This is a genomic window from Citrobacter sp. Cpo148 (assembly GCF_030332375.1).
Lineage (GTDB): Bacteria > Pseudomonadota > Gammaproteobacteria > Enterobacterales > Enterobacteriaceae > Citrobacter > Citrobacter portucalensis.
In genome coordinates this window covers 20,893-38,002 of sequence record NZ_JAOWHY010000048.1, presented here as the reverse complement: position 1 = coordinate 38,002, position 17,110 = coordinate 20,893, and the positions used below count along the sequence as shown (strand labels likewise).

Annotated in this window: 16 protein-coding genes; 6 read left to right on the top strand and 10 right to left on the bottom strand. The window is 53.3% G+C overall.

The window, feature by feature from the left end; genetic code table 11:
- Nucleotides 1–13: 13 nt before the first annotated feature.
- Nucleotides 14–1,024 (top strand): LacI family DNA-binding transcriptional regulator, encoded by a 1,011-nt coding sequence (locus OGY10_RS18865; protein WP_008785715.1) that lies wholly within the window; start codon nucleotides 14–16, stop codon nucleotides 1,022–1,024.
- A gap of 78 nt (nucleotides 1,025–1,102) precedes the next feature.
- On the opposite strand, the gene lysA is transcribed toward OGY10_RS18865, so the two are convergent.
- Entirely contained in the window at nucleotides 1,103–2,359 is a 1,257-nt protein-coding gene (gene lysA / locus OGY10_RS18860; protein WP_008785716.1) for a diaminopimelate decarboxylase, read from the bottom strand.
- Between the two features lie 118 nt (nucleotides 2,360–2,477).
- Here lysA and OGY10_RS18855 point away from each other — a divergent pair, with 118 nt between their 5' ends.
- Nucleotides 2,478–3,413, top strand: a complete 936-nt coding sequence (locus OGY10_RS18855; RefSeq protein WP_008785717.1) for a LysR family transcriptional regulator — start codon at nucleotides 2,478–2,480, stop codon at nucleotides 3,411–3,413.
- On the opposite strand, the gene OGY10_RS18850 is transcribed toward OGY10_RS18855, so the two are convergent.
- Nucleotides 3,385–4,092, bottom strand: a complete 708-nt coding sequence (locus OGY10_RS18850) for an aspartate/glutamate racemase (RefSeq protein ID WP_048236705.1) — start codon at nucleotides 4,090–4,092, stop codon at nucleotides 3,385–3,387. The genes OGY10_RS18855 and OGY10_RS18850 overlap by 29 nt on opposite strands.
- Nucleotides 4,093–4,233: 141 nt before the next feature.
- Here OGY10_RS18850 and OGY10_RS18845 point away from each other — a divergent pair, with 141 nt between their 5' ends.
- Nucleotides 4,234–4,560: a cupin domain-containing protein gene (locus tag OGY10_RS18845; RefSeq protein WP_003825583.1), complete on the top strand. Its 327-nt coding sequence runs from the start codon at nucleotides 4,234–4,236 to the stop codon at nucleotides 4,558–4,560.
- A 106-nt stretch (nucleotides 4,561–4,666) separates the two neighbouring features.
- Here OGY10_RS18845 and araE read toward each other — a convergent pair whose 3' ends face one another.
- From araE to OGY10_RS18820, 5 genes are all read right to left on the bottom strand, one after another.
- Nucleotides 4,667–6,085: an arabinose-proton symporter AraE gene (gene araE / locus OGY10_RS18840; RefSeq protein WP_003033926.1), complete on the bottom strand. Its 1,419-nt coding sequence runs from the start codon at nucleotides 6,083–6,085 to the stop codon at nucleotides 4,667–4,669.
- Nucleotides 6,086–6,400: 315 nt separating this feature from the next.
- Nucleotides 6,401–7,162 (bottom strand): 2-dehydro-3-deoxy-D-gluconate 5-dehydrogenase KduD, encoded by a 762-nt coding sequence (gene kduD, locus OGY10_RS18835; RefSeq protein ID WP_003033923.1) that lies wholly within the window; start codon nucleotides 7,160–7,162, stop codon nucleotides 6,401–6,403.
- A gap of 58 nt (nucleotides 7,163–7,220) precedes the next feature.
- Nucleotides 7,221–8,057 carry a 5-dehydro-4-deoxy-D-glucuronate isomerase gene (gene kduI / locus OGY10_RS18830; RefSeq protein ID WP_048215619.1) on the bottom strand — a complete coding sequence of 279 codons (837 nt, stop codon included), beginning with the start codon at nucleotides 8,055–8,057 and terminating at the stop codon, nucleotides 7,221–7,223.
- Nucleotides 8,058–8,541: 484 nt separating this feature from the next.
- A complete protein-coding gene (locus tag OGY10_RS18825; protein ID WP_032944867.1) occupies nucleotides 8,542–9,720 on the bottom strand; it encodes an acetyl-CoA C-acetyltransferase in 1,179 nt (392 codons plus the stop codon).
- 102 nt (nucleotides 9,721–9,822) lie between these two features.
- A complete protein-coding gene (locus tag OGY10_RS18820) occupies nucleotides 9,823–10,707 on the bottom strand; it encodes a LysR family transcriptional regulator (protein ID WP_008785722.1) in 885 nt (294 codons plus the stop codon).
- A 101-nt stretch (nucleotides 10,708–10,808) separates the two neighbouring features.
- Here OGY10_RS18820 and OGY10_RS18815 point away from each other — a divergent pair, with 101 nt between their 5' ends.
- Nucleotides 10,809–11,264, top strand: a complete 456-nt coding sequence (locus OGY10_RS18815; protein WP_008785723.1) for a multidrug/biocide efflux PACE transporter — start codon at nucleotides 10,809–10,811, stop codon at nucleotides 11,262–11,264.
- Nucleotides 11,265–11,406: 142 nt separating this feature from the next.
- On the top strand, nucleotides 11,407–12,636 hold the full coding sequence (locus OGY10_RS18810) for an amino acid permease (protein WP_008785724.1): 1,230 nt from the start codon (nucleotides 11,407–11,409) through the stop codon (nucleotides 12,634–12,636).
- A 785-nt stretch (nucleotides 12,637–13,421) separates the two neighbouring features.
- Here OGY10_RS18810 and rcnR read toward each other — a convergent pair.
- Nucleotides 13,422–13,694: a Ni(II)/Co(II)-binding transcriptional repressor RcnR gene (gene rcnR / locus OGY10_RS18805; protein WP_191226827.1), complete on the bottom strand. Its 273-nt coding sequence runs from the start codon at nucleotides 13,692–13,694 to the stop codon at nucleotides 13,422–13,424.
- Nucleotides 13,695–13,814: 120 nt separating this feature from the next.
- Here rcnR and OGY10_RS18800 point away from each other — a divergent pair, with 120 nt between their 5' ends.
- Nucleotides 13,815–14,705: a nickel/cobalt efflux protein RcnA gene (locus tag OGY10_RS18800; protein ID WP_191226826.1), complete on the top strand. Its 891-nt coding sequence runs from the start codon at nucleotides 13,815–13,817 to the stop codon at nucleotides 14,703–14,705.
- A 45-nt stretch (nucleotides 14,706–14,750) separates the two neighbouring features.
- On the opposite strand, the gene OGY10_RS18795 is transcribed toward OGY10_RS18800, so the two are convergent.
- Together OGY10_RS18795 and OGY10_RS18790 are read right to left on the bottom strand one after the other, a co-directional pair.
- Nucleotides 14,751–16,133, bottom strand: coding sequence for an amidohydrolase family protein (locus tag OGY10_RS18795; RefSeq protein WP_191226825.1), 1,383 nt, complete (start codon nucleotides 16,131–16,133; stop codon nucleotides 14,751–14,753).
- 12 nt (nucleotides 16,134–16,145) lie between these two features.
- Entirely contained in the window at nucleotides 16,146–17,096 is a 951-nt protein-coding gene (locus tag OGY10_RS18790) for a carbamate kinase family protein (RefSeq protein WP_008785727.1), read from the bottom strand.
- Nucleotides 17,097–17,110: the final 14 nt, after the last annotated feature.

Here is a 17,110-nt window from a genome sequence, read left to right as displayed (position 1 = left end):
CCAGGATAGCGTTATGACTACGATGTTGGACGTTTCACGACACGCAGGCGTATCAAAAGCGACCGTTTCGCGCGTACTGAATGGCACGGGTCAGGTAAAAGAGAGTACGCGCCAGAAAGTGTTTAAGGCCATGCAGGCACTTGATTATCGGCCTAATTTTTTAGCGCGCTCTTTGGCAAACCGCACCAGCAACAGCATTGGTCTGGTAGTTTCCACATTTGATGGATTCTACTTTGGCCGCCTGCTGCAACAGGCTTCACGCCAGACGGAATCTCACGGCAAGCAGTTGATCGTCACCGACGGACACGACACACCAGAGCGTGAGCAGGAAGCCGTGCAAATGCTGGCGGACAGGCAGTGCGACGCCATTATTCTCTATACCCGCTATATGAGTGAAAAGGCGATTATGTCGTTGATGAACAGCATTGCTATGCCCTTGCTGGTCATCAACCGTGATGTCAGCCAGGCCCGCGATCGCGCAATTTTCTTTGAACAGGAAGACGCGGCCTATCAGGCGGTCAATTATCTGATCTCGCAGGGACATAGCGATATTGCTTGTATCACTGTGCCAGGCCATACGCCTACCGGTAAATCCCGCCTGATGGGGTATCGTAAGGCGCTGGAAAAAAACGGTATTCCCTGGGATCCCGATAAGGTCAAATACGGCGACTCCACGATGACGCGAGGCTATGAGGCCTGCCGTGAACTGCTGGAGGAAGGGGTAAAATTTAGCGCCCTGTTCGCCTGTAACGATGACATGGCATTAGGCGCATCAAAAGCGTTACATCAGGCCGGGCTGAGGATCCCAACGGACGTCTCACTGTTTGGTTTTGATGATGCGCCCAGCGCCAAATGGCTGGAGCCGGGGCTGTCTACCGTTTATCTGCCGATTGATACCATGATAACCACGGCAATCGACCAGGCTATCCGGCTGGCCAACGGCGAGAGCGTCGAGCCAATCCCACCGTTCACCGGCAAACTGGTACTACGTGACTCAGTAACGCTCGGGCCATACTTTAAGTAATCAAATGCCGGATGGCGGCGCAGTTAATCTTGTAGGCCGGATAAGCGTAGCGCCATCCGGCATTTCACAACGCTGTAATCAGATTAATTCCAGCGCTAACAGCTCATCAATGGTCTGGCGACGGCGAATCAGCCGCGCCACGCCGTTATCGAACAAAACTTCCGGCAGCAGCGGACGGCTATTGTAGTTTGACGACATTGACGCGCCGTACGCCCCGGTATCATGCAGCACCAGATAATCGCCCGGCACCACCGCAGGCAACAGACGGGTTTCCACATTTCCGCCCTCCTGCTGGGTAAACACGTCGCCAGATTCGCACAGCGGCCCGGCTACCACGGTTTCCCGTTGCGGTGTGTGCTCCAGAGAGCGACCATCTCCTGACAGCGCTGAGATATGGTGATAGCTACCGTACATGGCCGGGCGCATTAGATCGTTGAAGCCCGCATCGATCAGCACAAAGTGACGGCTGCCCATTTCTTTTACGCTACGTACCTGCGCCACTAACACGCCAGCTTCCGCGACCAGAAAACGACCAGGCTCTATCTCAAGCGCGATCGGGTGACCCAGGTGTTTAGCAATCTGTTCACGCGCAGCGTTCCACAATCCAAAGTAGTGATCGGTATCGATCGCCTCTTCGCCTTCGTGATACGGGATTGATAAACCGCCACCTGCGGAGATCGCCTCCAGATCCTGGCCAAATTCAACCACCTGGCGCACCATCGCACCGCACACCTGCTCCAGATGCGCATAGTCCACGCCGGAGCCGATATGCATATGAATCCCCACCAGCTTCAGCTTATAGCGCTGAATCACCTCCAGCGCCGCGGGAAGATCGCTATACCAGATCCCGTGCTTGCTGTTTTCGCCGCCGGTATTGGTTTTCTGACTGTGCCCATGCCCAAAGCCAGGGTTTACGCGTAGCCACACGCGATGGCCCGGCGAGACCTGGCCCAGTTGTTCCAACATATCCACCGACCCGGCATTTACCGGAATGCTCAATTCATGCACCCGCGCGAGCGTCGCTTCATCAATCATATCGGCGGTAAAGACGATTTCATCTTTCCCCGGTACGAAGCCTGCCGCCAGCGCACGTTCAATTTCGCCAAGCGAGACGGAATCAACCTTCACGCCCTGCTCGCGCATCAGGCGCAAAATATGAATATTCGAACATGCCTTCTGGGCGAAACGCACCACGTCAAACTGACTCAATTTGGCAATCTGCCCGCGGATAATCTGCGCATCATAGACCCACACCGGGCAGCCGAATTCGGCAGGCAGGCGTAGCAGGTTGTCGGCGGTCAGGTCAGTGTCAGTACTATTGAGTGGGCGTGGCATAGTGTGCTCCGATATTGGCTTTTTTATGATTACGCCACAGCCCGAAAAGAATAAAAAATATCGTTTTATCGTAAGTCTATGCAAAAATGATATGGATTGATTCATTCGAGGATTGCCCATGCCCGCCGTTAACCTGCGACACATCGAAATTTTTCACGCCATCATGACGGCAGGTAATCTGACGGAAGCTGCGCGCATGCTACATACCTCGCAGCCCACCGTCAGCCGGGAACTGGCCCGATTCGAGAAAGTGCTGGGATTAACGCTGTTTGAACGTACGCGTGGCCGACTGCATCCAACCGTGCAAGGGTTACGTCTGTTTGAAGAGGTGCAACGTTCGTGGTATGGCCTGGACAGAATTGTGAGCGCCGCCGAAAGCCTGCGCGAGTTTCGCCAGGGCGAATTGTCGATTGTTTGCCTGCCGGTATTCTCACAGTCTTTTTTACCGCCGCTGCTGCAGCCATTCCTCGCACGCTATCCACAGGTCAATATTCAGATAGTGCCGCAGGAGTCACCGCTGCTGGAAGAGTGGCTGTCGGCGCAGCGCCACGATCTGGGGTTAACGGAAACGCTGCATACGCCTGCCGGAACGAAACGCACCGAATTGCTGGCGCTGGATGAAGTGTGCGTGCTGCCGCAGGGCCATCCGCTGACTAAGAAAGCGGTGTTAACGCCGCAGGATTTTCAGGGAGAAAACTACATCAGCCTGTCGCGCACCGACAGCTACCGTCAGCTACTGGATACCCTGTTTAATGAGCACCAGGTGAAGCGCCGCATGGTGATTGAAACCCATAGCGCCGCTTCAATTTGTGCAATGGTACGGGCAGGCGTGGGGATCTCGGTGGTGAACCCACTGACCGCGCTGGATTACGCCAGCAGCGGAGTCGTTATCCGCCGCTTCAGTATTTCGGTACCCTTTACAGTCAGCCTGATTCACCCGCTTCATCGCCCCGCCTCGGCGCTGGTTGATGCTTTTACGGCGCATCTGCAGGCCCATCTACCGAGGCTTATTGACCCGCTGGAGGCTATTTTGCATCCACAGCCGAAAGCATAAACGCCACCGCATCTTGCGCATGGATTGCCGCGGTGTCGAAAACCGGTAGTGGGCTTAGCTCGGTGGGAACCAGCAGACCAATCTCGGTACAGCCAAAGATCACCCCTTGCGCCCCCTGTTTCGCCAGTTGGTCGATGACGCCCAGGTAATAATCGCGGGAAGCCTCGCTGAATTCACCGAGACACAGCTCATCGAAAATAATCTGGTTTATTTTCTGACGATCATCAGCTTCAGGGATCAACGTGCTAATGCCGAATTCAGTCTGTAAACGCCCGCGGTAAAAATCCTGCTCCATGGTGTAACGCGTACCCAGTAGCGCCACGTTGTTCATCTGCTGCTTTTGTATCGCCCGACCCGTCGCGTCAGCAATATGCAGAAACGGCACGTCACAGGCGCTTTCAATCGCCTCAGCAACTTTGTGCATGGTGTTGGTACACAGCACAATTCCTTGCGCCCCGGCTTGCTGTAGCCCTGTGGCGGCCTGCGCGAGGATCTCACCGGCTCGCTGCCAGTCACCGCTTGACTGGCAGACTTCAATCTCGTGAAAATCCACGCTGTGCAACAGAATCTGCGCAGAATGCAGACCGCCCAGACGCTGTTTTATGCCTTCATTAATGAGTCGATAATAAGGAATGGTAGATTCCCAGCTCATACCGCCTAACAGACCGATCGTTTTCATCATTTCCCCTGACTCGTTGTTGTCTCTCCAGTGAACCAAAGATGTGATCAACTTTCCACATCTGTTGGCGTGCATTTCTTTTTTTAATTTTCTGATATAGGTTTAATGAAACATTGTTTTAATTAATTACAGGAAGGTCGGATGTTTATTTTTCATAAAGAGACCACGCTTGACGATCTGGGCAATGGCGTTACCCGGCGCATTCTTGCTCACGGCGGTAACATGATGGCGGTTGAGGTGAACTTCGAGCAAGGCGCAATCGGCCCGATGCACAATCATCCGCACGAACAGCTGACTTACGTGTTGTCCGGTGAGTTTGAATTTACCATCGGCGAAGAGAAACATATCGTTAGGGCGGGCGATACCCTGTATAAACAGCCCAACATTATGCATGGCTGCGTCTGCTTAAAACCGGGAACGCTGTTGGATACCTTTACCCCAATTCGCGAAGATTTTCTGCACGGGTAAGGTGCTAAATAAAAAAGCCGGGTCGCGTTGACGCTTTCCCGGCCTGTAAGAGACTCCACTCGCCGGCCGGACAAGGCTGAATCGCTATCCGGCATGCTTGTCTGACTTACACCCCAATATCTCTTAACTTCTCGCCCGCCATCAGCTTACGTTCGATATGCTCCAGCGTGACGTTTTTGGTTTCTGGAATCAGCCAGAACGTAATACCGATAAACACAACGTTCAGCGCGGTATAAAGCCAGAACGTACCGGCGGCGCCAATGCTGTCGAGCAGCGTCAGGAACGTTGCGCCAATGATCATGTTCGACACCCAGTTGGTGGTGGTGGAGCAGGTAATACCAAAATCACGGCATTTCAGCGGCTGAATTTCCGAACACAGGATCCACACCACCGGCGCGGCGCTCATTGCATAGCCTGCAATACACATCATCGTCATGCCAACTGACAGCCAGGATAGCCCACTGGAAGCCGTGCCATTATCAAACTGCATCAGGCAATATCCGAGCACCAGCGTCCCGATGGCCATTACGCTGAAACCAATTTTCAGCGCCGGTTTACGTCCTGCTTTGTCGACCGTGAAGACGGCAATAAAAGTGGCGAACATAAACGTTAAGCCAACTACCAGCGTGGCAATCATCTGCTGCTCTGTGGTGGTAAAACCCGCCATTTTAAAAATGCGCGGCGCGTAATACATGATGATGTTCATCCCGGTGAACTGCTGCATCGCCTGCAGTAACATTCCGAGGAAAACCGCGCGACGCACGTTACGGTTAATTTTAAACAGCGCCCAACCACCTTGCTTCAGCTTCAGGCTTTCACGGATTTCGTTCAGCTCATCGCGGGCTTTTTCTGACGTATCGCGCAACATGCGCAGTACTTCTTCAGCTTCGATGTGGCGACCTTTCTCCGCCAGCCAGCGCGGGCTGTTGGGCAAGAAAACAACCAGAATAATCAGCAATACAGCCGGAAGCGCCAGCACGCCAAGCATAGCGCGCCAGTTACCGCTGTAGCTGAACGCGGTATCGGACAAAAAGGCCAGAACGATGCCCAGCGTCACCATCAGCTGATACATACTGATCATCTTGCCACGCACGTTTTCGCTGGCCATTTCGGAGAGATAGAGCGGTGCGGTGTAAGACGCGATCCCCACCGCAACGCCCAGCACCACGCGGGCAAAAATGAGCATTTCTACACTGGAGGCAAACGCCGAGCCCAGAGATCCGACGACGAAAAGGATCGCGCCCGCCATCAGGCTGTATTTGCGCCCCAGGCGGAATGACAACCAACCGTTAAACAGCGCACCAATTGCCGCACCCAGCATCATGCTGCTTACCACCCACTCCTGCAGGCGGCTGGTCAACACAAAGTGATCGGTGATAAAAGGCAACGCGCCAGCAATCACGCCAATATCCAGGCCGAATAACAACCCTGCGACAGCCGCAGAGATAGAAACAAACATATTCATACGTCGCGTATCGCGCACTGGGCGCGGCGCTAAAGCAGCATCATTATTTATTGAGACCATTTTTTCCTGCCAGATACAGAGTAACCATGCCATTGAAAGTAAGGGATCCCTTGCAGGAAGCGTCAGGCGGGAAACGGCAAAAACATGGATTAAATAGCTACACCACATGGTTATGTGATGGACATTCCAATTTTAAAATTTACCGACAATCACTCAATTAAATTTAATTCGTTGATATTAAAGAATATTAAAAACAATAAATTTATACATATGAAATTTAATATGGAATAATTTATAACCATAATATGGATTTTAATGATCCGAATATAAAAAAACCCTGCCAGAGGGCAGGGTTTAACGGTTCTGGAAAGCGAATTAACGTGCCAGCCAGCCGCCATCTACTGCAACGGTATAGCCGTTGATATAGTCAGATGCGCTGGACGCCAGGAACACGACAGGCCCCATCAGATCGCTCGGCAGACCCCAACGACCCGCCGGGATACGATCGAGGATCTCTGCGCTACGTTGCTCATCAGCACGCAGCTGTTGGGTGTTATTCGTCGCCATGTAACCTGGTGCAATCGCGTTGACGTTGATGTTATGTTTTGCCCACTCGTTCGCCATCAGACGGGTAACACCCATTACGCCACTTTTAGATGCGGTGTAAGACGGCACGCGGATCCCGCCCTGGAAGGAAAGCATAGAGGCGATATTGATAATTTTGCCGCCGTTACCCTGAGCGATAAAGTGCTTCGCCGCGGCCTGAGACATAAAGAACACGCTCTTAATGTTCAGGTTCATCACGTCATCCCAGTCTTTTTCGCTGAAGTCGATCGCATCGTCACGACGGATAAGACCCGCGTTGTTGACCAGAATATCGATATGGCCGAATTCTGCCACTGCGCGCTCCAGCAGTGCCGGAATACCATCGATTTGACGCAGATCGGCGGTCAGGCTTAAAAAACGGCGGCCCAGTGCGGTCACGCGTTCGATGGTTTCTGTCGGTTCAACAATGTTGATACCGACGATATCGCAGCCCGCTTCAGCCAGACCCAGCGCCATACCCTGACCCAAACCTGTGTCACAACCGGTCACAACGGCGACTTTACCTTCAAGAGAGAATGCATTCAAAATCATTGTAAATCCTTAATTTTTTTATAATGCCCGCCGCAGCAGGCACGGCTGTCGCCCGCAACTAGCGCAGATCTTTTACTGCAACATGGTCCATATCATCAAAGACCTGGTTTTCGCCGACCATGCCCCAAATGAACGTATAAGCTTTTGTGCCGACACCGGAGTGAATAGACCAGCTTGGAGAAATCACCGCCTGCTCGTTGTGCATCACAATATGACGCGTTTCCTGAGGCTGACCCATCATGTGGAAGACGCAGGTATCTTCTTCCATATTGAAGTAGAAATAGACTTCCATACGACGTTCATGGGTATGACACGGCATGGTGTTCCACAGGTTACCCGGAGCCAGCTCAGTCAGACCCATGCTCAACTGGCAGGTTTCCAGAACATCCGGCACAAAGTATTTGTTGATGGTACGACGGTTACTGGTGAGGTCATCGCCCAGCGTCACTGGCGCAACGTCTGCAGGCGTGACTTTCTTAGTTGGGTAAGTCGTGTGTGCCGGCGCGCAGTTGTAGTAAAACTTCGCCGGTTTCGCCGTATCAATACTGGCGAACACCACTTCTTTTGCCCCTTTTCCGACGTACAGCGCGTCGCGATGGCCAATTTCATAGCACTGGCCGTCAACGGTAATCGTGCCCGGGCCGCCGATATTGATCACACCCAGCTCACGACGTTCGAGGAAATAGGTTACGCCCAGCTGTTTGCCGACTTCGCCACCCACAGAGACGGTTTTGGCCACTGGCATAATGCCGCCAACAATGATGCGGTCGATGTGGCTGTAGACCATGGTGTATTCATCTGCGACAAACACTTCTTCGACCAAAAACTCATTACGCAGCCCCTGAGTGTCCAGGGTTTTCGCATGCGCACTATGGATACTTTGTCTTACGTCCACATTTACCTCCAGTGATAAATTGACCGTGAATGCTTAAACGAATAGCAAAACGCTGTTCCGTTTTATCTTATGCGCTCATGATATCCCTCCCTGAATGTGTTTTCAATTATAACTAAAACGATGTTTCACTTTTTCCGCATCTTATTATCAAAAGTGTAAGTGCGATCACGCTAGCGCATATAAATCGCAAAATTTGTTTCAATAAAATCATTTAAAACAATTAGATAGATAAAAACACAAAAGAGTTAATCATTAGTGGCAGGGGTAAGATATTGAAAATACAGCCAGGCTCATACGTCATTCACACACCTTTTCTAACAAAGTGCGCTATCAATCACATGAAATGAAACAACGTTTTGATATGTTGGCAGGGTTTAGAGTGTATGTTTCTGTAACTGGCCTTGCCCTCCTGCTGGAGGGCTTTTTTATAGATGCAGGAGAAAGTCATCAGAAAAGGCGTTTAAGCAGAGAAATCGAAGGGAAATTAGTCTCGTTCGATAGCGAGCGCCACCCCCTGACCACCACCAATACACAGCGTTGCCAGTCCTTTGTGCGCCCGACGCTTCACCATTTCATGTACCAGCGAAACCAGAATACGACAGCCAGAAGCGCCAATCGGATGGCCGAGCGCAATGGCCCCGCCGTTCACATTCACCCGCCGTTCATCCCACTCCAGCATTTTCCCAACGGATAATGCCTGCGCGGCGAAGGCTTCATTAGCTTCGATAAGATCAACATCAGCCAGTTGCCAGCCCACGCGCTCAAGGCAGCGGCGTGTTGCATACACTGGCGCAATCCCCATGAGCGCAGGGTCGACTCCGACGCTGGCAAAGGCGCGAATACGGGCCAACACAGGTAAGTTAAGTTCCTGCGCCTTGGCCTCGCTCATCATCATCACCGCAGCGGCACCGTCGTTGATGGATGACGCGTTACCCGCCGTTACCGAACCGAGTCTGTCAAAGGTAGGATCCAGACGCGCCAGCCCCTCGGCGCTGGCATCGGTACGCGGTTGTTCGTCGGTGTCCACCACGAACGATTGCCCATTACGCTGTGTTACCACCGGCACGATTTCATCTTTAAAGCGTCCGGCATCAATTGCCATCCGCGCTTTGTGCTGCGAGTGCAGCGCGTAGGCATCCTGCAATTCGCGGCTGATTCCGTATTCTCGCGCCAGGTTTTCCGCGGTAACGCCCATGTGATAATCGTTGAAGGCATCCCACAGACCGTCATGTACCAGGCTGTCGACCAGTTGGCTGTTCCCCAGCTGTGCGCCAGTGCGGCTATCGGTAAGGACATGCGGTGCACGGCTCATATTCTCTTGCCCGCCCGCAATCACAATGTCGGCTTCGCCACACTGGATAGCCTGGGTCGCCAGATGCAGCGCTTTCAGACCCGAGCCACAGACATCGTTAATGGTGATGGCGGAAACGGTATTGGGTAGTCCACCATTGATGGCAGACTGACGCGCAGGGTTCTGCCCGGCACCTGCGGTAAGCACCTGTCCGAGGATCACTTCATCTACAGCGTGAACGTCCACGCCCGTGCGTTCCAGTAACGCCTTGACCACCATGCTGCCTAACTCAACGGCAGAGTGGCGCGCCAGCGTCCCCTGGAAGCAGCCAATCGGTGTCCTTAATGCCCCGACGATCACAACCTCTTTCATCACTACCTCAGCGCAAAATAACACCGCAATAGTAGATGATTGTTAAAAATAGTTATCAAGGTTGTTTAAAAACGGTGATTTTTATCACAAAGGAAATTCGTATCACTTATTGGTCATCTGAACGCCACTCTGCTGTAAATGGTCACGCAACCAGCTTCCTGCCACACCAGGCGGTGATTTCTTATTCCACAACAGATCGATAGAGATAGCCTTTGGCCAGCCAGGCATCTTTAATTGCACCAGTGGTTTTTCTGCCGCAAACTCCTCCACCAGCGCACAAGGGAGCGCGCACCAGCCGAATCCCTGAACAGCCATACTTAGCAATAACAGATAGTTAGGAGCAGACCAGACGGGGCCGCGCGCCACGTTGGTGCCGCTTTCCAGATAGGTATTCAAGCGCAGCTCGCGCCAGGTGTGTAGCTGCTCCCACTGCAGTTTTTCTTGAGCCGCGAGCGGATGCGACGCTGCAACGTATAATCCCATCCAGGTTTGCATCGGCAGACGCGTAACGCCCATGTCGGTCGGGTAATCTTCCCGCGCCTCGATCAACCCCACCTGAGCACGTCCTTTTTGCAGCAGATCGATCACGTCTTCATCTTCGCCAATCAGGCATTCAAACTCGGTATGGGGAAACTTGCGATCAAACTGCACCATCAACTCTTCCAGCACATCCGGATGCAGCGTGTCAGACAGCACAAAGGTCAGACGCGCCTCAGTTTCACCCGACAGCGAGATCGCCGCCTCATCGAGACGTTCGCTGGCCGTCAGAATAGCCTGCACATAGCCCAACACCCGCTTACCTTCCTCGGTCAGCGTTGGCTGGCGGGATGAGCGGTCAAACAGCGCAAAACCAAGATCGGCTTCCAGATGCGCAATGGCCGTACTGATAGTGGATTGGCTTTTACGTAGCCGCCGGGCCGCCGCAGAAAATGAACCGCAGGAAACGGTCTCCACAAATGCCGTTAATGCTTCAGGAGAATAACGCATGAACTATCTACTTTATCGATGGATACTATCTTTTAGATATCACATAAAACGATAAAATTGCCACCATTCCGTTATCCGGGCATCAAAGAAGGTTTTAGGTTATGCAACACGATACTGTCCAACGCCGCTCGTTAGTGGAGCGTATTTTTCATGCCGTCTGCTTTGAAGGCATTGCCACCGCGATCCTCGCACCAACCACCGCATGGTTGATGCAGCGCTCGGTGCTGGAAATGGGCGGACTGACCATTCTTCTCGCCACCACAGCGATGATCTGGAATATCATTTATAACGCCCTGTTTGACCGTTTGTGGCCGTCGCACCTGGTAAAACGTACGGCGAAAGTGCGAGCATTTCACGCCTTAGGCTTCGAGAGCGGTTTTATTGTGATCGGGGTGAGCATCGTGGCGTATGTGCTGAACGTCAGCCTGGTTCAGGCATTCACGCTGGAAATAGGTTTCTTCCTGTTCTTCCTGCCGTACACCATGTTCTATAACTGGGCTTATGACACGTTACGCGAGCGCGTTATGAAGCGCCGCCAGCAGCGCGTTACTGCCTGATAATTAAAATAATAGTCGGAATCTTCTCGGTTCCGGCTATTGTCCCATTCACTCGCCCGCTTGTTCACACCTCCCCCAGTCCCTGCCATTTGTGGTAAATTGCGCTTCTTTTTGTTTATTTTATAGTTGATACGTTCAAATAATGTCGAAATTTTGGTCAAAAGAAGAGACTCTCTGGAGCTTCGCACTATATGGGACTGCCGTCGGCGCAGGAACCCTATTCCTACCCATACAGCTGGGTTCTGCAGGCGCGGTGGTATTGTTTATCACCGCACTCGTCGCCTGGCCTTTAACCTACTGGCCGCACAAGGCGCTGTGTCAGTTTATCCTGTCCTCAAAAACGTCGGCTGGTGAAGGGATCACTGGCGCGGTTACCCACTACTACGGCAAGAAGATTGGCAGCCTGATCACCACCCTCTATTTTATTGCCTTCTTTGTGGTGGTGCTGATCTACGCCGTAGCGATAACCAATTCACTCACTGAACAGCTGGCAAAACATATCACTATCGATCTGCGGATCCGCATGTTGGTCAGCCTTGGCGTGGTGCTGGTGCTGAACCTGATTTTTCTGATGGGCCGACAAGCCACTATTCGGGTCATGGGCTTTTTGGTGTTCCCGCTCATCGCGTACTTTTTGTTCCTTTCGCTCTACCTGACCGGAAGCTGGCAGCCAACGCTACTCACCGGCCAGATGTCTTTCGATCAGCACACGCTTCATCAGGTTTGGATATCTATTCCCGTGATGGTTTTCGCTTTTAGCCATACGCCAATTATCTCTACGTTCGCCATCGACAGACGAGAGAAATACGGCGAGCAGGCCATGGGTAAATGCAAAAAAATCATGAAGGTAGCCTACGTCATCATCTGCCTGAGCGTACTGTTTTTCGTCTTCAGCTGCTTGCTTTCGATTCCGACAAACTATATCGAAGACGCGAAAAATGAAGGCGTGACGATTCTTTCCGCGCTGTCGATGATGCCAAACGCACCGGCATGGCTGTCGATTTCCGGGATCATCGTTGCCGTTGTCGCGATGTCAAAATCGTTCCTCGGCACCTACTTTGGCGTGATTGAAGGGGCAACGGAGGTAGTAAAAACGTCGTTGCATCAGGTGGGTGTGAAGAAAAGCCGGGCCTTTAACCGCGCTCTGTCCATCATGCTTGTCTCGGCTATCACGTTTATCATCTGCTGCATTAATCCTAATGCTATTTCAATGATTTACGCGATAAGCGGCCCGCTGATTGCCATGATTTTGTTTATCATGCCGACATTGTCTACCTATCTGATCCCGGCGCTGAAGCCGTACCGTTCAGTGGGTAACCTGATCACCCTGATTGTCGGTCTGCTGTGCGTATCTGTGATGTTTTTTGGCTAGAACGTGTTGTTTAGCGGCTCATTCTCCTGGAAGTGGGTGCGATGTCGTTCAGTTAACGACTCAATTTCAGAAAGTATCAACCTGTGTTGGCGGAAGTAATGAACATGCTATCTCAGAGAAGGGTTCCGTTCACCTCATGTTCATCGTTTCTCTGAAGCACCGATTCCTGTGAACGTGCAAGGGAGGCTCACCGCCGCCTCCCTTGCAACCCAGGCTCCCGGCGGGAAAATCGTCGCTACGCGATTCATTCGTCTTATGCCGTCTGCCTGTCGGGTCGGGGCCGAGCCTGCGTCCATGCAGGCCGTCCCCTCTGCCCGCATCCCTGCGGGCAGTCCCGGTCAGTCGTCAACGCCTCATCGACTTTCAGCCGGACCAGGGTCATCGCTTCAACGCACTGACTTCCAGTTAAATCTTTTTTGCTGTTCAGACCAAAAACGCAGATGGTGAGGTGTGGGCTGGTCCGGCTGAAAATTGCCGACGTGTTTCCGTAAGCCCGGGAGAGCCAGCATGGATGCTGGCTCAGGGCGCGTTTTGCATGGACGCTACCTCGCGCCCGGCCCGGTAGCCTGGAGGAATAAGCGGAGGGTATTGCGCAGCAACAATTTTCCCGCCGGGAGCCGGGATTGTAAAGGGCGTGGCGAAGAACGCCCTTTACACGTTCACGGGTATCTGTGCTTCAGATAAATGACACTGCTGAGGTGAACGGAACCCTGAGCAAGAAGAACATGTTCACCCCTGCATGCTTAACTGGACAGTATTGAACGTGGATGAGCCGTTAGACTGGCTTATTTGATGTACGAATCCAGCACTTTCAGGACCACATCCAAATCCTCTTCGCGCTTAAGTTCATCGCCCTGATGCACAATGTGCTCGGTCAGATGACCTTTAATCACTTCACGCATTAATCCGTTTACTGCCCCGCGGATCGCCGCTATTTGCTGCAATACTGCCGCGCATTCATGCGGTTCATCCAGCATGGTTTTCAACGCCGCTACCTGCCCCTGAATCTTGCTGGTTCGGGCTTTCAGCTTTTGTTTGTCGCGGATCGTATGTGACATAACTTTACCTTTTTAACGTCTGGCTGTAGGGACAATACCATCGACATTCTACTGGGGGGTAGTATTTGATACTGGGGGGGAGTAGAATCAGGCGAAATTAAACAACTAAGAATCATTCTCATGGGTGAGTTTTCTACGCTTCTTCAGCAAGGTAACGCCTGGTTTTTCATTCCCAGCGCGATTCTATTGGGTGTGTTACACGGCCTGGAGCCGGGGCATTCCAAGACGATGATGGCGGCCTTTATTATTGCCATTAAGGGGACCATCAAACAGGCGGTGATGCTGGGGCTGGCAGCAACGCTGTCGCATACCGCCGTGGTATGGCTGATTGCGCTCGGTGGGATGTATATCAGCAAAGCGTTTACTGCCCAGGCCGTTGAGCCATGGCTGCAGTTTGTCTCGGCGATTATTATTCTCGGAACCGCATTCTGGATGTTCTGGCGAACCTGGCAGGGAGAGCAGAACTGGCTGGCCCAGACGCATCACGACCACAATCACGAGTATCACCACCACCATGATCATGATGACCATCATCATGATCACGATGACGATCATCACCATCATCATCACGAACACGAGCATAATCACGACCATGCCGCACTGGCAGGACTCACCGAAGGCTCGAAAGAGTATCAGGATGCCCACGAACGGGCGCATGCCACCGATATTCAGCGCCGCTTTGCGGGCAAAGAGGTCACCAACGGCCAAATATTACTATTTGGTTTGACCGGCGGGTTAATCCCCTGCCCTGCCGCCATTACGGTGCTGCTGATTTGCATCCAGCTCAAAGCCTTCACGCTGGGCGCGACCATGGTGCTGTGCTTCAGCCTCGGACTGGCGCTGACGCTGGTAACGGTGGGCGTGGGTGCAGCAATCAGCGTGCAGCAGGCGGCCAAACGCTGGAGCGGATTTAACACGATGGCACGCAAAGCTCCCTATTTTTCCAGTGTGCTCATTGCGATGGTCGGCTTATATATGGGGATTCACGGCTATATGGGGATCGTCGGTTAACACTAAGAGAGCGCAGCAGCGCTTGCCGCTGCGCGTAAAACCAGGCTAGCTTTCGACACTCCCCCACACCAGTTGCCCTTGATGGAAGGTCGCGGTGCGTGGGGAAATTCGCGCGACCGCTTCCGCCGAACAGGAGGCATCCACCAGCACAAAGCTGGCTTCATCCTGCGCTTTCGGCCAGACGCGCTCGCCTTTATCGTTAAGCGGCAACACATCGCCGGTGGCGAGGAATAACGCCCGCGACAGGTTCAGTTCGTTGGGGCGAATATAGAGCTGCGCGTACAGATTTGCCTTTTCCAGCATGTCGCCCAGCCCATACGGCGACCAGTGATCAATTACGCTGTCGGTTCCGGTAATCACTTCCACGCCTTTATCGCGCAGCTGCTTGAGCGGCATGTGCAAGGTACCGATCGGCACCGTCGAGGCAATGGTAATCTGCTGTGCCGCCATGCGGCTCGCCAACGTGTCTACCTGATGTTCGTTCAACGTTGCCAGCGCAAACGCGTGGCTGATGGTCAGTTTGCCCTTTAACTGCGGCGTTTTCTCCACCGTTTCCACCATGTAATTCACCGCCGCCACACCCGCCGGACTGGTTTCATGCAGATGGATATCTACGCCTTTATCGTAATCCAGCGCAATCTGGAACATGGTGTCGAGGGATTTTTCCATCGCCCCATCGACGCTGGTTGGGTCCAGACCGCCGACGTAATGCGCTCCCGCCTGCATCGCTTCGCGCATCAGCGGTTCAGATTTTGATAACAGCAGGCCATGCTGCGGAAATGCCACGATTTCACAGACAAAACCCGGTTGACGACGCGCCAGTACCGCCTGCAGGTTTTCGAGATTTTTCAGCCCGGAAACCGGTTCTATGTTGCAGTGGCTGCGGGCGATCGAGGTGCCTTTTGATTGCAGCAGATTGATCAGCTTTTCCGCACGCTCCTGCGTATAAGGCTGGAGTTCAGGCAGCAGCTTTTGTTCCAGGCGGATCATATCCTGAATAGTGGTGCCAGCCGGACGGTTCAGCGAACGCCAGGGACCGCCGTAAAAGGTTTTATCCAGATGGATGTGCATGTCGCGCATGGCGGGCAGCATCAACTTTCCACCCGCATCGTAGTGCGGCAGCGTCGCATCCGGATGCTGCTTATTCTCGCGCAGCGCAACGATTTTTCCGTCCTGGATTTCAACGGTTTGCAGCGCGGTACGGGTGTGCACCACCACCGAGTTTTCGTAATCAAAGCCCGCTTCCAGCAGGACGTTATCCAGGTAATAGTGTTTATCGTTAATCGTCATTGTGCTCTTCGACCCGCAGGTGTTCCCGACAGGATTAGCAGCATACGCGACCGGAGCGACCGCGCCAAACAGCGCGGCAGCGGTCACCATTTTTCCGCTCTGGCTTAAAAATTCACGGCGGCTGTTACTTTCCTGCATTCACGTCTCCTCTCAGGAATGGACAATATGGGTGCCCGTTTCGCCGCGCAGTGCGGCAGGCAGGCATTCCGGCGTGGTGATGATTACTCGTTTACCGCCACGCTCCAGAAACGCCAGGCTGGCAACGATCTTGGGTAACATGCTGCCAGGCGGGAAATGACCCTCCTGCATGTAACGGGTCATCGTTGCAACATCCACCGTATCCAGCGCCTGCTGGTTGGGTTTGCCAAAATGAATACAGACCTGCTCGACGCCGGTGGTGATCACCAAAATGTCGGCGCGGATCTCCTGCGCCAGTAGCGCCGTGGAGAGATCTTTATCAATCACCGCGTCCACGCTCTGGTAATCCCCTTGATCGCTACGCACCACCGGGATCCCGCCGCCACCCGCGCCAATAACCACAAAGCCTTGCTGGGTCAGCGTTTTGATCGCCTCCGCCTCGACAATGCGCTTCGGTTGTGGAGAGGCGACTACCCGACGGTAGCCGCGCCCCGAATCCTCAACAAAGCGCCAGCCCGGATTGACCCGCTGCAGTTCATCACGCTGCACTTCGCTAAAGAACGCTCCAATGGGCTTGGTCGGATTAGCGAAGCCCGGATCGTTTTTGTCGACCTCCACCTGCGTGACCACCGTAACTGCCCTCTGCTCACCGCGCCGCGCCAGACGGTTATTCAGCGCCTGTTGGATCAGGTAACCGATACCGCCCTGCGTATCGGCAACGCAGTTTGCCAGCGGGGTAAGCGGCAGCCCTTCACGCTCGTGCGCGATTTCCGCACGCCGCAGATCCAGCCCTACCTGTGGCCCGTTACCGTGCGTCAGCACAATGTTGTAGTCCGATGCCAGCATCTCCAGCACCGTATCCGCTACCGCTTTCACCGCTTCAGCCTGGTGTTCAATCGACTGGCTGGCGTTATCTTTGATAATGCTGTTGCCGCCAATGGCAACGACCACAAGTTCTTTCATAGTGTTATCTTCCG